Annotated in this window: 15 protein-coding genes; 10 read left to right on the top strand and 5 right to left on the bottom strand. The window is 64.9% G+C overall.

The genetic code is table 11. The features are described 5' to 3' along the window. Positions 1-139: 139 nt before the first annotated feature. Positions 140-736, bottom strand: coding sequence for a Dps family protein (locus ACVOK8_RS12950; protein ID WP_481567171.1), 597 nt, complete (start codon positions 734-736; stop codon positions 140-142). An 88-nt stretch (positions 737-824) separates the two neighbouring features. Here ACVOK8_RS12950 and hrpA point away from each other — a divergent pair, with 88 nt between their 5' ends. After that, entirely contained in the window at positions 825-5,033 is a 4,209-nt protein-coding gene (gene hrpA, locus ACVOK8_RS12945; RefSeq protein ID WP_481567170.1) for an ATP-dependent RNA helicase HrpA, read from the top strand. A 6-nt stretch (positions 5,034-5,039) separates the two neighbouring features. On the opposite strand, the gene ACVOK8_RS12940 is transcribed toward hrpA, so the two are convergent. Then, positions 5,040-5,570: a DUF4124 domain-containing protein gene (locus ACVOK8_RS12940; RefSeq protein WP_481567169.1), complete on the bottom strand. Its 531-nt coding sequence runs from the start codon at positions 5,568-5,570 to the stop codon at positions 5,040-5,042. A gap of 78 nt (positions 5,571-5,648) precedes the next feature. Beyond that, positions 5,649-6,170 (bottom strand): hypothetical protein, encoded by a 522-nt coding sequence (locus ACVOK8_RS12935; protein ID WP_481567168.1) that lies wholly within the window; start codon positions 6,168-6,170, stop codon positions 5,649-5,651. A 55-nt stretch (positions 6,171-6,225) separates the two neighbouring features. Here ACVOK8_RS12935 and ACVOK8_RS12930 point away from each other — a divergent pair, with 55 nt between their 5' ends. Then, a complete protein-coding gene (locus tag ACVOK8_RS12930) occupies positions 6,226-8,382 on the top strand; it encodes a RelA/SpoT family protein (RefSeq protein WP_481567167.1) in 2,157 nt (718 codons plus the stop codon). A gap of 130 nt (positions 8,383-8,512) precedes the next feature. Further along, a complete protein-coding gene (locus ACVOK8_RS12925; protein WP_481567172.1) occupies positions 8,513-9,943 on the top strand; it encodes a hypothetical protein in 1,431 nt (476 codons plus the stop codon). A 131-nt stretch (positions 9,944-10,074) separates the two neighbouring features. Here the strand turns inward: ACVOK8_RS12925 and pdxR are convergent, their stop codons facing one another. Next, positions 10,075-11,535 carry a MocR-like pyridoxine biosynthesis transcription factor PdxR gene (pdxR, locus tag ACVOK8_RS12920; protein ID WP_481567166.1) on the bottom strand — a complete coding sequence of 487 codons (1,461 nt, stop codon included), beginning with the start codon at positions 11,533-11,535 and terminating at the stop codon, positions 10,075-10,077. A 140-nt stretch (positions 11,536-11,675) separates the two neighbouring features. On the opposite strand from pdxR, the gene ACVOK8_RS12915 reads away from it, so the two are divergent. From ACVOK8_RS12915 to glyA, 4 genes are read left to right on the top strand one after another with little or no spacing between them, the layout of a single operon-like run. After that, entirely contained in the window at positions 11,676-12,920 is a 1,245-nt protein-coding gene (locus tag ACVOK8_RS12915) for a benzoate/H(+) symporter BenE family transporter (RefSeq protein WP_481567165.1), read from the top strand. Further along, positions 12,913-13,728, top strand: coding sequence for a YggS family pyridoxal phosphate-dependent enzyme (locus tag ACVOK8_RS12910; protein ID WP_481567164.1), 816 nt, complete (start codon positions 12,913-12,915; stop codon positions 13,726-13,728). Before ACVOK8_RS12915 ends, ACVOK8_RS12910 begins: the two co-directional genes overlap by 8 nt. Next, positions 13,725-14,420, top strand: a complete 696-nt coding sequence (locus ACVOK8_RS12905; RefSeq protein ID WP_481567163.1) for a glutamine amidotransferase — start codon at positions 13,725-13,727, stop codon at positions 14,418-14,420. The genes ACVOK8_RS12910 and ACVOK8_RS12905 overlap by 4 nt, the downstream gene beginning before the upstream one ends. A 47-nt stretch (positions 14,421-14,467) precedes the next feature. After that, positions 14,468-15,733 (top strand): serine hydroxymethyltransferase, encoded by a 1,266-nt coding sequence (glyA, locus tag ACVOK8_RS12900; protein ID WP_481567162.1) that lies wholly within the window; start codon positions 14,468-14,470, stop codon positions 15,731-15,733. Between the two features lie 108 nt (positions 15,734-15,841). On the opposite strand, the gene ACVOK8_RS12895 is transcribed toward glyA, so the two are convergent. Beyond that, the gene (locus ACVOK8_RS12895; protein ID WP_481567161.1) at positions 15,842-17,944 is read right to left on the bottom strand and encodes a glycosyltransferase; all 2,103 of its coding nucleotides are present in this window, start codon (positions 17,942-17,944) and stop codon (positions 15,842-15,844) included. Positions 17,945-18,040: 96 nt separating this feature from the next. Here ACVOK8_RS12895 and mrcB point away from each other — a divergent pair, with 96 nt between their 5' ends. The 3 genes from mrcB (at position 18,041) to yoaA (ending at position 23,258) form a co-directional block, all read left to right on the top strand. After that, positions 18,041-20,467, top strand: a complete 2,427-nt coding sequence (mrcB, locus tag ACVOK8_RS12890) for a penicillin-binding protein 1B (protein WP_481567160.1) — start codon at positions 18,041-18,043, stop codon at positions 20,465-20,467. 8 nt (positions 20,468-20,475) lie between these two features. Then, positions 20,476-21,009, top strand: a complete 534-nt coding sequence (locus tag ACVOK8_RS12885; RefSeq protein ID WP_481567159.1) for a tetratricopeptide repeat protein — start codon at positions 20,476-20,478, stop codon at positions 21,007-21,009. 152 nt (positions 21,010-21,161) lie between these two features. After that, a complete protein-coding gene (gene yoaA / locus ACVOK8_RS12880; RefSeq protein ID WP_481567158.1) occupies positions 21,162-23,258 on the top strand; it encodes a DNA repair helicase YoaA in 2,097 nt (698 codons plus the stop codon). Positions 23,259-23,262: the final 4 nt, after the last annotated feature.

Genomic DNA, 23,262 nt, shown 5'->3' with positions numbered 1-23,262 from the left:
GGAGCTTGGCCGCCCGCGCGTGGCTCGCCGGAGCGCCCCGGCGTACCGCCCGGGCCGCCCGACCCCGGCCCCGCTCCCGGCTCCCCCTCCCCGCCCCGCCCCCCCCCCCCCCCCCACTACAGGTACTGCGCCGAGCCCTTTACTGCAATAGGGATCGCAGCATCCATGCATACTTCTCATGGATCTGCAGGCGTTGGGTCAGCAGGTCCTCGCTGGGGGCGTCGTCGGCGTCATCGGCCTGGTCCAGCACCTTGCGTGCGGTACGGCAGACCGCTTCATTGCCGACCACCAGCTGGCGCACCATCTCGCGCCAATCAGCGCTGTCGTTCAGGCCCGGCTCCTCGGCAATCGAGGTCAGTGCGGCGAATTCCCGGTACGAACCCGGCGCGTTGAAGCCCAGCGCACGGATGCGCTCAGCGATCTCGTCCAGGGCGTTCCACTGTTCGGTGTACTGGTCCATGAACATGTTGTGCAGCGAGTTGAACATCGACCCGGTGACGTTCCAATGGAAATTGTGGGTCTTCAGGTACAGGGTGTAGGAGTCGGCAAGGAAGTGTGAAAGGCCGTCGGCCACCTTCTTGCGATCCGCGTCCTTGATCCCGATATCTACAGCAGGTGCCGAGGGTGCGGCCGCTGCCAGTTTTTTCTTGCCGATCTCCGTCTTGGTGACGGCTGCTGCTGCGGCCAGCTTCTTCTTGCCGGCTTCTGGTTTGCTGCTGTTCTTGGCCTTGGCCATGACGCTTTTCTCCTTGGCGGGTTGAATGGCTTCACAATAGCGCTCTGGGCACCATACCTGTATTTCAAGTTTTCACGTTGAACGATTGATGAGCACTATCGAAAAAGACCTGTCCGCGCGCCTGCGCGCTGCCCGCCCCGCCATTGACGGGGCGATGAGCCGTGACCGTGGGCGCCTGTTGGGGCTGCTGTCACGCTGGCAGGGCAAGCCCGCGGACGCGGCGGCCGAACAGGCCTTCCAGCAGCAGCTGCAGCGCTCGCAGGCGCAGCGCCAGCAACGCGCTGCGCGGCCGATCGCCATCACTATGGACGAGGCCCTGCCAATCGCGCGTGAGGCCGAGCAGATCAGTGGCCTGATCCGGGCCCACCAGGTGGTGGTCATCGCTGGCGAAACCGGCTCCGGCAAGACCACCCAGTTGCCCAAACTGTGCCTGGCGGCCGGCCGCGGCGAGGCCGGCATGATTGGCTGCACCCAGCCACGCCGTATCGCCGCCCGCGCGGTGGCCGCGCGCGTGGCCGAGGAGCTGCAGACCGAGCTGGGCACGGTGGTCGGCTACCAGGTGCGGTTCACCGACAAGGTCGGTGAGGACAGCCGCATCAAGTTCATGACCGACGGCATCCTGCTGGCCGAGATCGCTTCGGACCGGTGGCTGTCGCGCTACGACACCCTGATCATCGACGAGGCGCACGAACGCAGCCTCAACATCGACTTCCTGCTGGGCTATCTGAAGCAGCTGCTGCGCAAGCGCCCGGACCTGAAGTTGATCGTGACCTCGGCAACCATCGATACCGAGCGGTTCTCGCGCCACTTCGACAATGCGCCGGTGGTCAATGTCGAAGGCCGAACCTATCCGGTGGAGGTACGCTACCGGCCGCTGGAAGAGATGGGCAAGGGGACCGATAGCACTGCCGCACCGGCGCGTGGCAAGCGTGTGGAAGCGGACAGTGAATCGGCAATGGATCCGGTTTCGGCCATTGTCGCTGCCGTCGATGAAATAACCCGCAGCGATGCGCGCGGTGATGTATTGATCTTCCTGCCGGGTGAGCGCGAGATCCGCGATACCCACCAAGCCCTGGAACGGCGCAAATACCGCGAAACCGAAGTGCTGCCGCTGTATGCACGCTTGTCGGCCAAGGACCAGGACCGGGTGTTCAATCCCGGCCCGAAGCGACGCGTGGTACTGACCACCAACGTCGCCGAAACCTCGCTGACCGTGCCGCGCATCCGCTACGTGGTCGATCCTGGCTATGCGCGGGTCAAACGCTACAGCCCGCGGCAGAAACTCGATCGCCTGCACATCGAGCCGGTTTCTCAGGCCAGCGCCAACCAGCGCAAGGGACGCTGCGGTCGTATCTCCGAGGGTGTGTGCTATCGACTGTATTCGGAGGCGGATTTCCTGAGCCGCCCGGAGTTCACCGATCCGGAAATCCGACGTTCCTCATTGTCCGGCGTGATCCTGCGCATGCTGCAGTTGGGCCTGGGCAAGATCGACGAATTCCCGTTCCTGGAAGCACCGGACGAACGCGCGGTGGCGGACGGCTGGCAACAGCTGGCCGAGCTTGGTGCCATCGACGAGGTGCGCAAGCTCACCGACATCGGCCGGCAGATGTCGCGCTTGCCTGTGGACGTGAAACTGGCACGCATGTTGGTGGCCGCGCACAAGGGTGGCTGCCTGCGCGAGATGGTGGTGATCGCCTCATTCCTCGGCATCCAGGACCCGCGTGAGCGGCCGCCGGAAGCGCGCGAGGCGGCCGACAATGCACATGCCTTGTTTGCCGACGCGCGCTCCGAATTCATCGGTATCCTGCGGCTGTGGAATGCCTATCGCGATGCCCACGAAGAGCTCACCCAGTCCAAGCTGCGCGACTGGTGCGGGCGTCATTTCCTCGGGTTCCTGCGCATGCGCGAATGGCGCGAGTTGCACCGCCAGCTACGCCTTTTGTGCGAGGAACTGGGCTGGTCGATGGGTGAGGACGAAAGCTTTGGCAAGGCGCTGTTGTCGGCACCGCCGGCGTTGCCTGCTGGGGGTGATATTGAGGCGAAACGCAAGGCGACGAGGGGTGAGCAGCATAAGGCTGCACGTCTGGCGCGCGAGGGAAAACCGGGGTCAGAGTCGGGTTTCCCAAGTGTTGCTTCCGCCACGGGGAAAACTCGGGGGAAACCCGACTCAGACCCCGGTTTTCCCTCCATCCCGGACACGGTTCGCATCGCGGCCTACCAGACCCTGCACCGTGCAGTGCTGGCTGGCCTGCCGACCCAGATCGGCCATCGCACCGAGAAGGGCGACTTCCAGGCGCCGCGTCAGCGTCGCTTCCATCTGTTCCCCGGGTCTGCCCTGGCCAAGCGGCCGCCGCCGTGGGTGCTCAGTGCCACGCTGTTGGATACGGCGCGGGTATGGGGCATGACCAATGCCTCGATCGAGCCGGATTGGGTGATTGCCGAGCTGCCGCATCTGCTGGCACGCAAGCACTTCGATCCACATTGGTCGCGAGCCCAGGGCCAGGTGTTGGCGTCAGAGCAGATCAGTCTGTTCGGCTTGGTGCTGGCACCGAAAAAGCCGGTGCATTACGGCAGGATCAACCCAGGCGAAGCCCACGACATCTTCGTGCGGCAGGCGCTGGTCACCGGTGAGATCAACACCCGCGCTGGTTTTGTGGCCGACAACATGAAGTTGCTGGAGCAGGCGCGGGAAGAGGAAGCGAAGCTGCGCCGTGCCGGCATCGTTGCCGACGAGGATTGGCAGGCGCGCTGGTACCTGGATCGGGTGCCATCGCATATCCATTCGGCCAATCTGCTTGATGGCTGGTGGAAGGCGTTGCCGCCGGAACAGCGCCGCAGTCTGCATTGGTCGCTGGCCGATCTGTTGCCGGGCGAGGGCAGTGAACAGGATCGTTATCCGAAGTACTTCCCGCTCGGCGATGCACGGCTGGCGATGCACTACCGCTTCGAGCCTGGTAGCGAGGAGGATGGCGTCACTCTCGACGTACCGCTGCACCTGCTCAATGCGCTGGACCCGGCGCGGCTGTCTTGGCTGGCGCCCGGCTTTGTTGCTGAAAAGGCTTCGGCTTTGATCCGCAGCCTGCCCAAGGCGATGCGCCGTAACTATGTACCGGCCCCGGACTTTGGTCGTGCGTTTGCGGAAGCTTGGGCGCAGCCTTCGGCTGACGACATCCGAGGCGAGCTGGCGCGCTTCCTGTCCAAGGCGACCGGGGCGATGGTCGCTGCGACGGACTTTGATGTGGAATCACTGGATCCGCATCTGCGTATGAATCTGCGGCTGTTTGAAGTGACATCTGGCAATGCAACACGCGGGAAAGGTGCTGCTTCCGGCGAAAACGACGGTATGAAACTACTCGCCATGTCGCGTGACCTCGATGCGCTGCGCGCCCGCTTCGGCGAGCGCGCCGGCAGCGCGTTTGCCGCACGTGCAGGCGCGGCCCTGGCTGCCGAGGGGCTGCGCGAGTTTCCAGCGACCGCTATTCCCGAGCAGGTTCCGGGTGAAGCCGGGGTGCCGGCGTATCCGGCGCTGGTCGATACCGGCGATGCCGCCGCGCTGCGCATCTTCGCTGACAAGAGTGAAGCCGCGCTTGCACATCCGCAAGGCGTCCGCCGCCTGCTGGAGATTGCCTTGGCCGACAAGCTCAAACAGGCACGCAAGCAGCTGCCGGTCTCGCCAAAGACCGGCCTGTTGTATGCGTCCATCGAGTCTCAGGAGCGGCTGCGTGGCGATCTTGTCGATGCGGCGGTGAACGCGGTTCTGGCCGATGGCTTGGAAGCTATACGCACGCCGGAAGCCTTCCAGCAGCGCGCTACCGATGCTGGAAAACGCCTGTTTGGCGAGGCAATGGAGCGGCTCAAACTGGCCGAAAGCATCCTCGGCCTGACCGGCGAGCTGAAGCCGCAGTTGGAGTCGCCGCTGATGGGCTGGGCACGCGGCAATCTTGACGATATGCAGGCGCAGTTGGCCGGTCTGGTGCATGCCGGTTTTCTGCGCGAGACCCCGGCCGATGCGCTGGCACAGTTCCCGCGCTATCTGAAGGCGATGATCCTGCGTGCCGAACGCGCGAAGCGCGATCCGCCGCGCGACCAGGCGCGCATGCTGGAGCTCAAGCCCTTCGTGGATGCCTTGCAGGAGGCGCGTGTGCAGGGTCTGGCGCAGCGCCCGCAGTGGGAAGCCTTGCGTTGGGATATCGAGGAGTTGCGGGTGTCGCTGTTCGCCCAGGAGTTGGGCTTCCGGTCCGGCATCTCGGCCAAGAAGCTGGCACAGCGGGTGGCAGCACTGCGCAGCTTAGCGTAGCTGCGTTCAGCGTGCGGCTGCCGCTCCCGGGCGGTGCTGCTGGATGCAGGCGCGACGTGCGGTGTTCATCTGCGCGTGGGCGCTGGCGTGTTCGCGGCTGATGGCCTGGCGGAAGGTTGCCATCCGTTCGCGCAAGGCCTTGCTGCGTTGTGCATCCTCGGCGGCAGCGAGCTGTTCGTTGAGCATGCCCATCTGCTGCTGCAGGATGCCGACACGGTCATTGGAAGAGCCATAGATGGACGCCGTGGCGGTACTGATGCAACTGCGTTCAGCCTCGCGCGCTTCTGCCAGCTCCCTGCTGTCGGCGGGCACTGTTGCCGGCTCACCCTCGCCTTGACGCCCGCTCTCAATGCTCATCTGTTGCTGCGGTGCCGGGGCTGAAACCGGTGATTCACGCAGCTTCATCGGCTCGGCGCGGGCATCGCAGGGGTGCTCGGAATACACGGTTTCGCCGGCTTTGCCTTTGCATTTGTATACCTGTGCCGCCGCGCTGGCGGGCAGTAGCAGCAACAGCAGGGTCAGAACGAATACGCGCATGGCGAAGGCAGACTCACAGGGTGAAAAACAGGGCGAACGCCTGCCCAGGCTGATGCGGCCGGGGCAGGGCAGGAACAGTTACTTGGTACGCCGGACCTTGGCACGGGTATTGAGGCCATCGATCTGTAGATACCACACGTTCATCAGGCCAGGTGTGATACGCACTGCTGGGCTTTGCTTGCGCACGCCGCTGACGCTGGCTTCATCGGTCTGTTCCCAGATCTGGCCATTGTCCAGTGTGTACTGGCGGCCCTTGCCGAAGCCGCGGAACTCACCTTCCAAGCTTGCCTGGATGGGGTCCTTGGAGCCGAAATCAAAAAAGCCGCGGTTCTTGACGATCACTTCCTGGCGGCCTGCTTCGCGCGCTTCTTCCACGGCAACGCTGGCAGCCTGCGCCACCTTGCCCTGCAGCCAGTTGTTGAGCGTCACCAGCTCTTCAGGGCTGAGCTTGTTCAAGCCGGCGGCATTGAATTCGGCAGCGGACATCTGTTGCTGCAGATCCCCCTGTACCACGCGTTGGGCATGTGCATTGGTGAATGGGTACGACGACAAAGCGGTAGCGGCAAGCAGGACAGCAAGGCGGGGCAGCTTCATGGACATTGTTCCCAAGGAGGGTGGGCGCTAGTGTAGGGGCATCTGCCCGTAATTGAATGCTGTGAACAGTTCCCCCACCCCCGGTCTGGAAGCGCTGCTGCAGCGCGCCTCAACCCGTGCCCTGTCCGAGCAGCTGCGCCAGGCCTTGCTGGCCTGCTGGCAGCAAGCGGACATGGATGTGTCGCCACGCCTTTCCTGGCCGGTACTTGCCGATACCCTGGATTCGCTGGCGCTGCTGTCCGCGGACGAAAGTGTGATCGTCGCTGCCCTGCTGTTTGACCTGCCTGGGCTGCGCGCGCGCGCTGCCGAGCTGCCGCTGGGGCCAAGCGCCACTGCGGTGAACGGACTGCTGGACGGGCAGGAGGCTGCCGACCAGGTCTGGGCGCTGCATGCCGGTCGCGATGCTGGCCGCAACAGCGAAGGCCTGCGCCGGCTGCTGCTGGCTATCATCCATGACCTGCGGGTGGTGCCTATCCTACTGTCGCGGCAACTGGCCTGCATGCGTGCGGCCGACAAGCTGCCAGCCGAAGAGCGCCGCGCGCTTGCCCAGCTGACCCGTGATATCCATGCGCCATTGGCCAACCGGCTGGGCATCTGGCAGCTGAAGTGGGAGCTGGAGGATCTGGCGTTCCGCTTCCTGGAGCCGGAAACCTACCGCCATATCGCCCGCGAGGTCGACGAAACCCGTATCGCCCGTGAGCGCTATGTGGAAGCGGTGAAGAAGAAGCTGTCGGCGGCCTTGGCCGAGCAGGGCATCCGCGGCGAAGTCAGCGGCCGGCCCAAGCACATCTACAGCATCTGGCGGAAAATGCAGAAGAAACAGCTGGCCTTCGAGCAGCTGTACGATCTGCGCGCCGTGCGGGTAATGGTTGATGACGTCGGCGCCTGCTACGCCGCTCTGGGCGTGGTGCATGCGCTGTGGACGCCGATTCCAAGTGAGTTCGACGATTACATCGCGCGCCCCAAGGCCAATGACTACCGTTCCCTGCACACCGCGGTGATCGGCCCGGAAGGGCGCACCATCGAAGTGCAGATTCGTACCCACGAGATGCACGCGCAGGCCGAGCTGGGCGTGGCCGCGCACTGGAAGTACAAGGAAGGCGGCAAGGGCGCGGAGAAGTCCTTCGATCGCAAGATCACCTGGATGCGGCAGCTGCTGGAGCAGGCGCAGGAGCCGGGCAGTGCGGATGATCTGGCCGGCGCGCTGGATGCCGAGCTGATCGAGGACCGGGTCTATGCGCTGAGCCCCAAGGGCGAGGTGATGGATCTGCCGGCCGGCGCTACCCCGCTGGATTTCGCCTACCACGTGCACACCATGGTCGGGCACCGCTGCCGCGGGGCCAAGATCAACGGTCGCATCGTGCCGCTGACCTACCGTCTGCGCAGCGGTGACCGGGTCGAGATCCTGACGGGCAAGGAGGCTGACCCACGCCGCGACTGGCTACTGCAGTCCAACGGCTTCCTGGCCAGCGGACGTTCGCGCGAAAAGGTGCGCAACTGGTTCCACAAGCTCGACCGAGCCCGCAACGTGCAGGCTGGCCGCGAGCTGTTGGACCGCGAACTGAAGCGATTGGGCCTGCAGCATTCGGACCTGATGGTGGCGGCGCGAAAATTCCACGCTGACAGCGTCGACGATCTGTACATCCAGGTTGCGCTCGGCGACACCGGCCCCAACCAGGTAAGCCGCGCGCTGCTGGAGGCTGAAAAAGCTGCCTCGCAACCAGCAGCACCGGTGCTGCCAAGGCCGACCGCGCGTCGCGGCAGCATCGGTAAGTCCGATTTCACCGTACAGGGCGTGGGCAACCTGCTGGTGCAGCTGGCACGTTGCTGCCAGCCAGTGGCGGGCGAGCCGATCACCGGCTATCTCACCCGCACCCGTGGCGTCACTGTGCATCGCATGGATTGCGCCTCGTTGGCGCGCTTGTCGGCCGCACATCCGGAGCGGGTATTGCCGGTGGAGTGGGGGCGTACGGGCACCGGCTATGAGGTGGATGTGATGGTGCGCGCGGTCGACCGGCGTTGGCTGTTGAAGGACATCACCAACCTGATCGCACAGGAAGATGCCTATGTGCTGGAGATCAACAGCGACAATGTGCGCGAAAGCGGACGCTTGCAATTGCGGCTGCGTTTGAAGGTAAGTGACTACGGCCAGCTGTCTACTCTGCTCGGAAAACTCGACGCCTTGCCCGGCGTAGACGATGCGCGAAGGCTGGGATAGGTAAGCTTGGCGCATGGAGAACTGGCGTCAGCGCGGCCAACAGGGACTGGAGGCATTCGGCGACAAGCTGCGGCTGTACGGGCGCTGGTGGGTGGCACGTGGCTGGAACAGTCCGCGCGCCTGGCGTTCGATAGCGATCGGTGTCGCCGTCTTGGCGCTGGTATTGGCGCTGTTCCGGCAGCCGCTGGCCGACTGGCTGTGGCCGGAAACCAAGATCCAGCTACTACTTGATGACGGCCGTCAGGCGCTGCGCGAGGGGCGCTTGAGTGCTGCCGATGGTCGCGGTGCGCGCGAGTTGTTCGAAGCCGCCGCCGCGCTGGACCCGGACCGCAGTGATGCGCAGAACGCGTTGGTGCAGACCGCGCAGGCGGCGCTTGCACAGGCGCGCAGGCAGCTGGCGGCAGGGGATCGCGAAGCAGTCGCGAACAGCCTGGCCTTGGCGCGGCAGCTGCAGGCACCTTCTGCCGAGATTGATCTGCTCGCGGCCAAGCTGCAGCACGCGGTGCGCGGGCATGACGGTATCGAGCAACTGCTGCAGCAGGCCGAGGCCGCGCAGGCGCAGGGCCGCCTGGATGATGCGACGGACGCGGCCTTGCCGCTGTACCAGCGCGTGCTGGCGCTGCAGCCGGACAAGATGCAGGCGCTGGAAGGGCGTGATGAGGTGCTGTCCGACCTGCTGACCCAGGCAACCGGTGCTGCAGACCGCGGTGATCTGGCCGCAGGGGCGGCTTTGCTGCAGCGGGTGGAGCGCTATGACGCCGGTCACGCCAATCTTCCGGCGGTCAAGGCAGTGATGAATGCTGCGTTGGAGCAACGACGTCAGCAGGGCGAGCGTGATCTGGCGCGGGGGCGCCTGCAGCGTGCAGCCGATGCATTCCAACAGGTACTGGCGGCGGGTGAGGATCCGGCCGCACGCCAAGGTCTGCAGCGCATCGCCCATGCACAGGTGCAGGAAGCACTGCGATTGGCGGCTGATTTCCAGTTTGAGCCAGCCGAGCGCGCCCTGCAGCATGCACGTGAGTTGGCGCCTGACAGCGCCGAACTGGGCGCCGCCGAACAGGTATTGCAGCGCACCCGACAGGCCCGGCAATCGATGGAGATTCCGGTCAGCGCCGCCGAGCGCGAGCGCCGCTTGAAGGCGCTGCTCAAACAACTGGACGACGCCGAGGCCCGCCAGCAATGGTTGTTGCCACCGGGTAGCAGCGCCTACGACCGCTTCAAGGCGGCACAGGCGCTGGCGCCGCAGGACCCGCGGGTCAAACGGGCGGCGGCAAGAATACTTCCGGCCGCGCGTAGCTGCCTGGACGACAACCTGCGCGGCAATCGCCTGCGTGCAGCGCGTACCTGCCTGGATGCCTGGCAGGCGCTGGCGCCGACCGATCCGGCATTGGCACCGGCGCGCCGTCGTTTGGCGCAGCGTTGGATCGCGGTTGGCAGCGAGCGTTTGGGAGGCGGCGACACCGCCTTTGCACAACAGGCGTTGCTGCAGGCGCGTGAAATCGATCCGGCGACGCCGGAGATCGCCAGCTTCAACGAACGTGTGCGCAACGCCCTGCGTTGATGGCCGCGAGCATGCCCGCCACGCGATCCCGGTAGAGCTGAGCCATGCTCGGCTGAGGCTTTCTCGATAAGGCCTCAGCACAGCATGGCTGCGCTCTACAAAACTGCGCTCGATGATCCAGCTTCAGGCCCTCAGCGGGCAACTTCACGCAACACCTGCGCAAGCTTCTTGACCGCGACTTCAAGCTCGCTGGGTGTATGCGCGGCGAATCCCATCAGGAAGCCTGCGGTCGCCATCTCCCCTGACGCATGCAGACCACTGAGTCCAAGCAGATCGATCCCGGCGCGGCGCGCTGCATCGATGGCCTGCTGCTCGGGTATATCGCGGATGAAAACGCAAGGCATCTGCATGCCGCCATCGGGCACGCGCGGCTCCACGAAGTCTTGCAGATGCCTGCGCACCAACTTCGCCAGTACATCACGGCGTTCGCAATAGATCGCGCGCATGGCCCGCACGTGCGCACCGAAATGCCCGCCTTCCATGAAACGCGCCAGCGTCAGCTGGGGGATCGGTGCGCTATGCCCGTCCAGCAAGGTGCGCGCGATGGTCATCGGCGCAACCAGCTCGGTCGGCAACACCATGAAGCCGATGCGCAGGCCAGGGAATAGCGACTTGGTGAAGGTACCGATGTAGATGCTGCGCTGGTGGGCATCCAATCCCTGCACGCAGGCCATCGGTCTGCCTGCGTAGTGGAACTCGCTGTCGTAGTCGTCCTCGATGATCCATGCCTGCTGTTGCCTGGCCCATTCGATGATCTGCAGCCGTCGCTCCAGTGCCAGCGTCGCGCCGCTGGGGAACTGGTGCGAGGGTGTCAGGAAGGCTGCCCGTGCGGTTTGCCGCGCGTCGCGCAGCACCTCCACGCGCATGCCGTCGGCATCCACGGGTATGGGTACGCAGTCCAGGCCGGCCGCATCAAATGCCTTGCGCGCGCCGTGATAGGCAGGGTCCTCGATGAAGATGCGCTCGCCGGGATCGAGCAGCACGCTCGCACACAGGGTCAATGCCTGTTGTGAGCTGGTCACCACCAGCACACGCTCCGGGCTGGCGTGGGCGCCGCGTTCCAGGTTGACGTAGTCGGCAATCGCCTTGCGCAGTGGTGCCATGCCCTGTGGCGGACTGTGCAACAGGGCTGCGCTGCCCCATTCCTTCAGTACTTGGCGTTGCAGTCGCTCCCAGGTGGCAATTGGGAAGTTGCGGGTCTCCGGCACACCGGGGACGAAAGCGCGCGGCGCAAGGAACTCGCGCACTCCGCCATTGCGGTACATGGCAGCGCCGCGCTGACTCAGCCGCAACGGCTGCTGCGTAGCGCTGGTGCGCAGTGCGGTGCCGCGACCGCCCAGACGGCGCGCGCCCTCGGCGACGAAGCTGCCACTGCCAACCCGGCGTTCGATGAAGCCCTCGGCATGCAGCTGCCCGTACGCCGCCTCCACCGTGTCGCGCGATACGCCCAGCGAGGTAGCAAGGGCGCGCGAAGCCGGCAACGGTCTGCTCGCATCCAAGGCGCCGTCGAGGATCAGCTGGCGTACCGCGCGCTGGATGCGGACATGCAGTGGCAGGCTCCGCTGTGCCGGGTCCACGACCCAGGCCTTCACCGATTCAAGTTGTGCGTGCCTGAACAATTGGTCTGGCCTATGTGCTGAAAGTGGTGGGAGCGATCAGGCCATTCTAGGCCTATAAAAGCAGCCCCGCGCCGCGCTGGCCTACACCAGCCACCAGGAGTCCGAACTTCGCCATGCCGTCCGCCGCTGCTTCCTCCCGGGCCATGCGCCCGGCTGACCTGATCCATCCAATCGTCGCCGGGCTGGTCTCGGTCATCGTCAACTACGGCGGCACCTTCATCCTGGTATTCCAGGCGGCCAAGGTGGCCGGGCTCAGCCCCGAGCTGACCGCGTCCTGGGTGTGGTCGCTGTCGATTGGCGTTGGTGTCAGCGGGCTGCTGCTGAGCTGGCTTAGTCGTGAGCCGATCATCACCGCGTGGTCCACGCCTGCCGCAGCCTTTCTGGTAACGGCGCTGGCGACAACGCCGTACGACGAAGCGATCGGTGCTTACCTGATTTCAGCCGCTGCCTTTCTGGTGCTGGGCCTGTCAGGCTGGTTCGACCGGCTGATCCGATTGATTCCTGCCGGGGTGGCCGCCGGCCTGCTGGCCGGCATCCTGCTGCAGTTCGGCACGCGTGCGTTTGCCGGGCTTGCCGTTGATCCGCTGCTCGCAGGCTTGTTGATCGTGGCCTATCTGTTGCTGAAGCGCGTCAGTGCGCGCTATGCCATTGTCGGCATCCTGTTGCTGGGGTTGGCGTTCCTGTGGCTGCAGGGCCGGCTGGATCTGTCGGCGGTGTCGCTGCAGCTGGCCAAACCGGTTCTGACAAGGCCCGTGTTCTCGCTCAATGCGCTGCTCAGCGTGGCGCTGCCGTTGTTCCTGATCACCCTGACCGGCCAATACATGCCCGGCATGCTGGTACTGCGCAACGACGGCTTCAAGACCAGCGCCAATCCAATCGTGGCGGTCACCGGACTCGGTTCCCTGCTGATGGCGCCGTTCGGTTCGCATGCTTTCAATATCGCTGCGATCACCGCCGCAATCGCAACCGGCCGCGAAGCGCATGAAGACCCTTCGCGGCGTTGGATTGCCGGGGTTGCCGCGGGCCTGTGCTACATCCTGGTCGGGGTGTTCGGGGTGACCTTGGCCGCGGTGTTCATGGCACTGCCGGTGACTTTCATTGCCACCCTGGCCGGGCTGGCCCTGCTGGGCACGATAGGCGGCAGCCTGGCCACGGCGCTGGCCGAGCCGCGCACGCGTGAAGCGGCGCTGATCACTTTCCTGGCGGCAGCCGCCAACATCAGCTTGCTCGGCATCGGTGGCGCGTTCTGGGGTCTGCTTATCGGTTTGCTGGCGCATGCCTTGCTGCATGGGCGCTGGTCGCCGCGAAGCCAGCCCGCGCTAGCCAACATCAACAAACCGGAGCAGGCCAATGGCTGATTCGTCATCCACCCAGACCCAACACGCGCAACATGGGCGCTATCCACAGGCGGCGACGGTGGAGGATTTCCGTCACAACCTGGCCGCGGTGCGGGCACGGATGGACGCCGCCTGCCTGCGCGTTGGCCGCGATCCTGCGCAGTTGCGTCTGCTGCCGGTCAGCAAAACCAAACCCGAAGCCAGCCTGCGCCTGGCCCATGCCGCCGGCTGCCGCGTGCTGGGCGAAAACAAGGTGCAGGAGGCTGCAGGCAAATGGCAGGCCTTGCAGGACCTGAGCGACCTGCAATGGTCGATCATCGGCCATCTGCAGACCAACAAGGCAAAATTCGTGGCGCGCTTCGCCAGCGAGTTCCAGGCGCTGGACAGCCTGCGCCTGGCCGAAGCACTTGAACGTCGGCTACAGGTTGAAGGCCGTTCGCTGGATGTGTATGTACAGGTCAATACCTCGGGCGAGGCCAGCAAGTACGGACTGGCGCCCGATGCGGTGGCCGCGTATCTGCAGGCGCTGGGTGCCTATCCGGCGTTGCGCGTACGTGGCCTGATGACGCTGGCGGTGTTCTCGGCCGAGGCCGCGCGTGTGCGCCGCTGCTTCGTGCAGCTGCGCGAACTGCGCGATCGGTTGCGGCAGGACACAACTGTTGGTGATTCGTTGAATGAATTGTCAATGGGCATGTCGGGCGATTTCGAGATCGCGATAGAAGAAGGTGCCACCGTGGTGCGCGTAGGTCAGGCGATATTCGGTGCGCGGCCGCTTCCAGACAGCTACTACTGGCCAAACAATGACGTGGCTGTGGAAACAGAGCAATGAAAACGGCCCTTGCCATACGTCATCTGCATTTTGAGGACCTCGGCAGCTGGCAGTCGCTGTTGCACGAGCGCGGCTACAGCGTGCGCTATCTGGAGGCAGCCAGCGATGATCTGCACATCCAGGAGGAACCCGACCTGCTGGTCGTGCTCGGCGGGCCGATAGCTGCATTCGACGAGCGCGGGTATCCGTTTCTGCTTGATGAGCTGGCGTTGATCCAGCGGCAACTGCAGCGCAGGTTGCCACTGTTGGGCATATGCCTGGGTGCGCAACTGATCGCACGCGCGCTGGGCGCGAATGTTGCCAGCATGGGTTTGAAAGAAATCGGCTTCGCGCCGTTGACGCTGACCGCGCAGGGCAGGGCTTCAGCGCTGGCTGCGTTGGAACAGGTGCCGGTGCTGCATTGGCACGGCGACCGCTTCGAGATTCCTCGGGGCGCGACGCTTCTGGCCGGGACCACGTTGTGCGCGAATCAGGCATTCAGCGTCGGTGAGCATGTGTTCGCGCTGCAGTGCCATCTGGAGGCGCAGCCGCAACAGATTGAGCAGTGGCTGGTCGGACATGCCTGTGAGCTTGCCCAGGCCGGTATCGATCCTTGCGTATTGCGCAGGCAGGCCGAGGCCGCAGCATCGAGCTTGCCATTGGCAGCGCGGGCGGTATTTGGCGCTTGGCTGGATGCGCTGCCGAGCCGGTAGCGGAGTCGAGCATTACACCGAACAACTCAAGCACAGGAGCAATCGCCATGTATGACACATCCAACGATCTGGCCGACTTCGACCCCGAGCTGGCGTCGGCACTGCAAGCCGAACAGCAGCGCCAGCATGATCACGTCGAACTGATCGCCTCGGAGAACTATGCCAGCCCGCTGGTGATGGCGATCCAGGATTCGGTGTTCACCAACAAGTACGCCGAAGGCTACCCCGGCAAGCGCTACTACAGCGGCTGTGAGAACGTGGACGTGGCCGAGCGGCTGGCGTTGGAGCGGGTCAAGCAACTGTTCAACTGCGACTACGCCAATGTACAGCCGCATGCCGGTGCACAGGCCAATGCGGCGGTATTCCTGGCACTGGCCAATCCGGGTGACACGGTGATGGGCATGAACCTGGCGCAGGGTGGACACCTGACCCACGGCAACCCATCCAATTTTTCCGGTCGTCACTACCGGATCGTGCCGTACGGGCTTGATCCGCGCAGCGGCCTGATCGACTACGAGGAGATGGAACGCATCGCGGTGCAGAGCAGGCCCAAGCTGCTGATCGGTGGCTTCTCGGCGTACTCGCGGCACAAGGACTGGGCACGTATGCGTGCGATCGCCGACAAGGTCGGTGCACTGTTGTGGGTGGATATGGCGCACGTGGCTGGATTGGTGGCCGCTGGCGAATACCCGGATCCGTTGCCGCATGCGCACGTGGTTACCAGCACCACCCACAAGACCCTGCGCGGGCCGCGCGGCGGCATCATCCTCAGCAAGGGGCAGGATGCGGACTTCAACAAGCGGCTGGATTCGGCTGTATTTCCGGGCATCCAGGGCGGGCCACTGATGCATGTGATCGCTGCCAAGGCGATCGCCTTCAAGGAGGCGCTGCGGCCGGAGTTCAAGATCTACCAGCAGCAGGTGATCAGCAACGCACGGGCGATGGCGATGGTGTTGCAGCAGCGCGGCTACCGGATCGTCTCCAACGGCACCGACAACCACCTGATGCTGATCGACCTGTCCAGCAAGCCGTTCACCGGCAAGGACGCGGATAACGCGCTAGCCCGTGCCTGGATCACCACCAACAAGAATTCGGTCCCCAACGACCCGCGTTCGCCGTTCGTGACCTCGGGCGTGCGTATCGGCACACCGGCGGTGACTACGCGCGGCTTTGGCGTCGCCGAGTGCAAGCAGTTGGCCGGCCTGCTTGCCGACGTGCTCGACGGCCTGGAAGCGGGCAGGCTAGATAAGGTGGCCGAAGAGGTGCGTGAGCAGGTGTCGGCGCTGTGCAGGCGCTATCCGGTGTATGGCTGAAGCCGGTTGCAGCACACGTCTACGGGTGTTGGGCGGCTGGACTGGACGATCAGCGCGCGCATGTTTTGCGTGCGCTGGCGTCTGGCGCAGATCACCGTGCAACGCGCGCTATGGATTGAGGAACACCCGCTGCACGGCGTAACGCGCAGCATCCATGGAGAAGTGTCTGGCGATATTGGCCAAGCCGTTTTCCGACAGACGCTGCCATAGCACTGCATCGTCATACAGGTGCAGTACCGCAGCAGCGAAGGCCTGGCTGCCATCAGCGACCAGTACGTCCTGGCCGTCATGCAGGTACATGCCTTCCACGCCACAGGTGGTGGCAACCACCGGCTGGCCGTGGGCCATGCTCAGGTTGACCTTGCCCTTGACCCCGGCGCCGAAGCGCAGTGGTGCGACAGCAACGCGCATGCCAGTCATGAAAGGCACCACATCCGGCACGTAGCCGTGCACCTGCACGCCGGGGCTGGCGGCGGCCAGCGCATGGATGCTGTCGGGCACATCGGCGCCGATGCAGTGGAAGCGGATCTCCGGTCGCTGGGCGTGGATCAGCGGGAAGACCTCGCCGATGAACCAGGTCATCGCATCGAGATTCGGTGGATGGCGGAAACCGCCGACGAAAACCAGATCTTGCCGCTGTGCCCAGCCTTCGCCAGCACCTGCGACTTCGTGCAGGTTGGAAATCAATTCAACACGCACCTGCGGTGCGTCGGTGGCGAGCTGTTCCTTCTCAGCCGCGCTGACCAGCAGGGTTACGTCGGTGGCCGCCATCACCGCCAACTCGCTGGCGCGGGTGCGTTCGGCGCTGCGTAGCAGGCGCTGGTCGCGGGCCAGTTCGGCACCGCGGCGTTCGCGCAGATAGTGCAGATCGACGGTGTCGAATACGGTGCGCGCCTGCGGAGCAAACTGCTTCAGCAGCGGCAGGCATTCGTTGGCAACGTGGTAGCGCACCAGCATGACCACCGCAAAACGCTTGCCGTTGTCGCGCAGCCAGCTGCCGACGCGGTCGAGGAAGGGCGCGTGCCAGACTTCCACGCCCATGGCCTGCAGGGCTTCGCTGGCCGGGCCGGCGGGCTCGCCGCGGGTTGGCAGGAACACCACGTGCGCACCTTCTGCCAGCAACATGCGGATCAGGTTGAACTGACGCAGCGAGGCCGAATCGCGGTCGGGCTGCGGCAGGCACTCATCGATGATCAGGATCTGCCGCTGGTGGCGATGCAACAGCGCTGGCGACGGTACGCTGCCGGTAGCCGGCTGCGCGGCAAGTGCGTCCTGCCAGACCTTGGCGAACACCGCTTGATTGCGCACCTGGTAGGCCTTGACCCCGGTGCTGGTGTCGGTGCCATTGCTGGTGCCCTCGTCGTGCACGACGCGGCTGGCAGGTTGCACCAGCACGCGTCGCCCGGCTGCGCGTACCTTGAAGGCCAGGTCGGTGTCTTCGTAGTAGGCCGGCGCATAGCGGCTGTCCAGTCCACCCAGTTCTTCAAACAACAGCCGGGGTATGGCCAGCACTGCGCCGGAACAATAGTCGGCATCGCGTAGCGCGCTGTAGCGGGGGTCTTCGGCCGATTCAAAGCGGCCGTAGCTCCAGCAGCTGCCATCGGCAAACACCACGCCGCCGGATTCCTGCAGGCGACCATCCGGATACAGCAGCTGGGCGCCGATCAGGCCGGCGTCGGGCACACGGACGAAGGTCTCCAGCAGTGAATCCAGCCAGCCGGGTTGGGGAATGGTGTCGTTGTTCAGCAGCACCACATAGTCGCCGCGGCTGAGCCGCAGGCCATCGTTGCAGGCGGCAATGAAGCCGCCGTTCTGGGCACGCAGGTGATAGCGCAGTCCGTCGATCTGCTGCATCCAGGCGCGGGTGCTGTCGCTGCTGCCGTCGTCGATCACCAGGATCTCGCAGCTGGCGGCCGGCGGATGCGCAGCCAGTGCGCGCAGGCAGGCCAGTGTGTGTGCGCAGTGGTTGTAGACCGGAATGACGATGCTCGCCGTTGGGCGCTCGCTGCTGGGCACGCTGAACGGCGCAAACGGAGCGCTGGCAGGGAAGTACAGCGGTTCGCGCTGAGCGGGCGGTTGCCGGCGGGTATGTACGCCAACCCGGTGCAGCGTGGCCCGCCAGCCGCGGGTGCGCAGGCTGGCCAGGCCCCGACGGACCAGGCCGATGATGCGATTGACGGCGTAGCGCGCATCGGCCAGCGAAATCGACATTCCTTTGGAACTCCAGCTTAAGCAGGGATCTGACAGTCAACGCCCCCGGCGATGCGGCTGCGTTAGACTCATTACAAACCACATTCTCGCATCCCTGTGCCACGACGCCACGATTCCGACCAGTTCGACGACGATACCGACGGCAACAGCCCTGTGTGGCGGAGCCGCTTGATCACCTGGGGATTGGCCGCAGCCGCATTGGGGCTGGGCTTCATGATCCCCTACACGTTGTACCTGAACAGTCAGGTCAGCCAGCGTTTTGGTGAGCTGCGTTGGCAGATCCCGACCCGCGTCTATGCGCGGCCGCTGGTGCTCAGCCCGGGCACGGCGATGAACACCAATACCCTCAAGACCGAGCTGGCGGCTTCCGGCTACCGCGATGACGGTGCCGGCAACAGCCCCGGCACTTATAAGGTGCAGGGCGGCAGCTTCAGTATTTCCAGCCGCGGCTATGTCGACGTTGATGGCCATGTCGCCGCGCGCAAGGTTGATGTGGTGGTTTCCGGCGGTCAGGTGGCTTCATTGCGTGATGCCGGCAGCCGCAAGGCGCTGAAAGCCGCGCGACTGGACCCGGCACGCATCGCCACCTTGTACGGGCAGAAGCAGGAAGAACGTCGGCTGGTGCGGGTGGGTGAAGTTCCCGAGCTGCTGGTCACCGGCCTGCAGGCGGTGGAAGACAAGGACTTTGCCCGTCATCACGGCATCGATCTGAGCGGTATCGCGCGCGCGGTGTGGGTGACGATTCGTAGCGGTGGTGAGACCAAGCAGGGCGCCAGCACCTTGACCCAGCAGCTGGCCCGCAGTGGCCTGCTTGGCATTGGCAAGGAACAGACGATCACCCGCAAGTTCAACGAGGTGTTGTACGCGCTGATCATGGAAGCGCGCTACGACAAGTCCACCATCCTTGAGGCCTACCTCAACCAGGTCTACCTGGGCCAGCGCGGCAAGCAGGCCATCCACGGGGTGTCGTCCGGTGCCGAGTTCTGGTTTGGCCGTGACCTCAATTCGCTGAGCAGCGAGCAGATCGCGTTGTTGATCGGTCTGGTCAAAGGCCCATCGTTCTACGACCCACGGCGCAACCCCGAGAATGCGCTGGACCGCCGCAACTTCGTGCTGGGCAAGCTGCACGAAAACAAATTGATTGACGACGCCGAGTATCAGCGTGCCCTCAAGGCGCCGCTGGGCGTATCCAAGACGGCAGGTATTGCCGCCGCCAACCGCTTTCCGGCCTATGTGGATCTGGTACGCCGCCAGCTGGGTAACGACTACCCGGAAAACGTGCTGCAAGGCGCCGGCTTGAATGTATTCACCGGCATGTCGCCATCGGCCCAGGCCTATGCCGAGGGCGCGGTGGCGCACACCATCAAAGCGCTGGAAAACAAGCGCCGCCCGGAGCTGCAGGCCGGTCTGGTAGTGACCGACGTGCACAACGGTGACGTACTGGCCGTGGTCGGCAGCCGTGATGTGTCCGAGCCGGGCTTCAACCGCGCCATCGACGCGCAGCGGCAGGTTGGTTCGCTGCTCAAGCCTTTCGTTTACCTGCTGGCATTGGCGCAGCCGGATCGCTACTCGCTGGCCAGCTGGGTCGACGATTCACCAGTAACGGTCAAGCTCAGCCGCGGCCGCAACTGGACGCCGGGCAATGCCGACAACCGCAGTCATGGCACGGTGCGTTTGATCGATGCCCTGGCCCGTTCCTACAACCAGGCCACGGTGCGCGTTGGCATGCAGGTCGGTCCGGAACGGCTGACCCAGCTGATGAATGTCCTGGCCGGGCTCAAGGCCGAGTCCAATCCGGCGGTGATTCTCGGTTCCACCGACCAGAGTCCGTACGGCATGACCCAGCTGTACCAGTTCCTTGCCTCCGGTGGTGAAATCCAGCCGCTGCATGCGGTGCGTGGGGTGGTCGATGCGCAGGGCAAGCTGCTCAAGCGCTATGACAAGAGCCCGGCACCGGCACAGGAGGGCGACTCGATCGCCGCCAACCTGATCAGCGTTGGTCTGCAACAAGTGGTCTCCAGCGGCACTGCCTCCGGTTTGAACGCCGCAGGCCTGTCACGGCTGCAGGCCGCTGGCAAGACCGGTACCTCCAACGACGGCCGCGACAGCTGGTATGCCGGTTATACCGGCGATCATCTGGCGGTGATCTGGATGGGCAACGACCAGAACGAGCAGACCGGTTTGTTTGGTGCTTCCGGGGCGATGCGGGTGTGGTCGGGGATATTCCGCAACCTGCCCAGCAAGGCGCTGCACGTGAACAACAAGGGGCTGGATTGGCAGTACGTGGAAGCGGCAGGCAGCAATGCCACCGACGAATCCTGCCCGGGCGCGCGCCGTTTCCCGTTCGTGGTTGGCTATGCGCCGCAATACGTGCCTTGTGCGGTGCCCGCCGAAGTGCCGCTGGAAGAGGGGGCCGAGGGGGCGCAGGAGCAGTCCGGCGGCGGCTGGCGTGGTTGGTTGGGCCTGGATCGCAAGGAACCTGAACCAGCCGCTCCCCCCGCTGCGCAGACGCCTGCGCGATAATCCCGTCCATGAATACCAAGTCTTTGATCCGCTACGCGCTGCTTGCTACTGCAGCTTCTCTGTCTCTTGCAGGCTGCGTCAGCGCACCACCAGCAGCAAAGCCGGCGGTGGTCGACAACACCACGCCGGCCCAGCGTTTGGCTGCGGTGGATGCCATCGCCGGTGTCGACGACACCGAACTGACGGTACAGCCGCTGCGCGATGCGCAGGTCGACGATCTGCGCCAGACCGCGATCGCCAAGCGCAAGGCCGGCGATCTGGCTGGCGCGGCGGAAGCTCTGAACGAAGCACTGCTGCAGGTGAGCGATGACCCGGGCATCCTGCAGGAACGCGCCGAAATAGCGCTGCTGCAGGCTGACTGGCCCCGTGCCGAGACCTTGGCCAAAAAAGCCGTGGATCTGGGTTCGCGTACTGGTCCGCTGTGTCGTCGCCACTGGGCCACCATCGAACAATCGCGTCTGGCCCGTGCCGAAAAAGAAAACGCCGTCTCCGCGCATGCGCAGATCGAAGGCTGCACGGTGCCGGGGATCAAGCGCTTTTGAGCACGCCGGGAACCGGGAGTCGGGAATAGGGAATGGAAGCGCCTGATCATCGGGCGAAGAGGTACTCCGTCATCGTCATGGCGCGATCAGCGTTCCAATCGCGGCTTACCTCCATTGCCCATTCTCGAGTCACCATTGCCAACGCTTGAACCATGTCTTCCCTAGTCACCGCCAGCTGCGAAGCACTCAGTGAAGGCGGCGCGCTTGCGCGTCAGCTCGATGCCTTTGTGCCGCGGCCTGCCCAGCTGCGCCTGACCGGGGCCATCGCCGAGACCTTCCAGCAGCGCGATGTGCTGCTGGCTGAAGCCGGCACCGGCACCGGCAAGACCTACGCCTATCTTGTGCCGGCCTTGCTGTCCGGTTTGAAGACCATCGTCTCCACCGGTACCCGCGCGCTGCAGGACCAGCTCTACCACCGCGATCTGCCGCGCGTGCGTACCGCATTGGGCGTCGGTCATCGCGCTGCCTTGTTGAAGGGGCGCGCGAATTATCTGTGCCGCTATCGCCTGGATCAGGCGCGCGGCGAGCCCCGTTTTACTTCGACCGAGCAGGTGGCGCAGTTCCAGCGCATCCTCACCTGGTCAGGTCGTACCCAGTATGGCGACATGGCCGAGTTGGATGGGTTGGCCGATGATTCGCCGTTGCTGCCGATGGTCACCTCAACGGTGGACAACTGCCTGGGAACCGATTGTCCGTTCTGGGGCGATTGTTTTGTTGTGCAGGCGCGGCAGCGGGCGCAGGAAGCCGATCTGGTGGTGGTCAATCACCATCTGCTGCTCGCCGATCTGGCACTGAAGCAGGAAGGCTTTGGCGAAATCCTGCCCGGCGCGCAGGCCTTTGTCATCGACGAGGCGCACCAGCTGCCCGAGCTTGCGGCCAACTTCTTTGGGGAAGGCTTCGGCATGCGCCCGTGGCAGGAGCTGGCGCGCGACTGCATGGCCGAATGCCGCAGCGTCGCTGGCGCGCAGGCCACCTTGCAGCAACCGGTGGCGACGCTTGAACTGGCCTTGCGCGAACTGCGCGAGGCGATGGAAAAACTGCCGCAACGTGGTACCCGTTGGCGCGCTCTTGCGGTGCCGGCGGTGGCGGAAGGCTTTGATGCGGTCGCTGCGGCGATGGCGCAGCTGCGCGATGCACTGAGTTTTGTGCGCGAAGCCTCGCCGGGGCTGGATGCCTGCCATGCCCGCGCGCTGGAAGGTGTGTCGCGATTGTCACGCTGGTTGGATGACGGCGACAGTGGCGCGGTCGATGCGTGGGATATCGATGAGGTTGCAGTCGCGCCGGGAGAGGGTGTCGCGCCACCGGTCAGCGACTCGCTGTTTCCCGTCGACGATGGCAACGATGTGCTGTGGTACGAACTGACACCGCGCGGTTTCCGTTGCCAGCGCACACCGATGGATGTATCCGGCCCGCTGCGAGAGCACCGCCTGCGCTCGATGGCGGCCTGGGTATTCACCTCGGCCACCTTGACCGTCGATGGTGGCTTCGAACATCTGTCCAAGCGTTTGGGCCTGGATGACCCAGATACCTTGGTCCAGCCCAGTCCATTCGATTGGCAGCAACAGGCGCTGTGCTATCTGCCGCAGCAACTGCCCGATCCGGCGGCGCGTGGTTATGGCGCGGCCTTGATTGCAACCTTGCGGCCAGTGCTCGAAGCATCGCGGGGCAGGGCGTTCCTGTTGTTTGCCTCGCACCGTGCGTTGCGTGAGGCCGCCGATGCGCTGCGTGATGGCCCGTGGCCGCTGTTCGTGCAGGGCGAGGCGCCACGCGCCAGCCTGCTGCAGCGTTTCCGTGAGTCGGGCAATGGCGTGCTGCTGGGCGCGGCCAGCTTCCGCGAAGGCGTGGACGTGGTCGGTGATGCGCTGAGCGTGGTGGTGATCGACAAGCTGCCGTTTGCTGCGCCTGATGATCCGGTGTTCGAAGCGCGGCTGGATGCGATCCGCCGCCAGGGCGGCAATCCGTTCCGCGATGAGCAGCTGCCGCAGGCGGTGATCGCGCTCAAGCAGGGCGTGGGCCGGCTGATCCGCAGCGAGACCGATCGCGGCGTACTTGTGCTGTGCGACCCGCGTCTGCTGTCGCGCGGCTACGGCCGGATCTTCCTGGATTCACTGCCGCCATTCCGCCGCACCCGCGCGCTGGCCGATGTGCAGGCCTTCTTTGCGCGACAATGGGCGCCGGAGGAGGTTTCCGCCAGCGCGACGCCCTCGGTCGACGCTGGCTCCGAAGCGCCGCCGTTTTCCCTTTCCTGATGTG

This window comes from Stenotrophomonas sp. STEN083, assembly GCF_056759195.1.
This window is presented reverse-complemented; position numbering and strand designations above follow the sequence as displayed.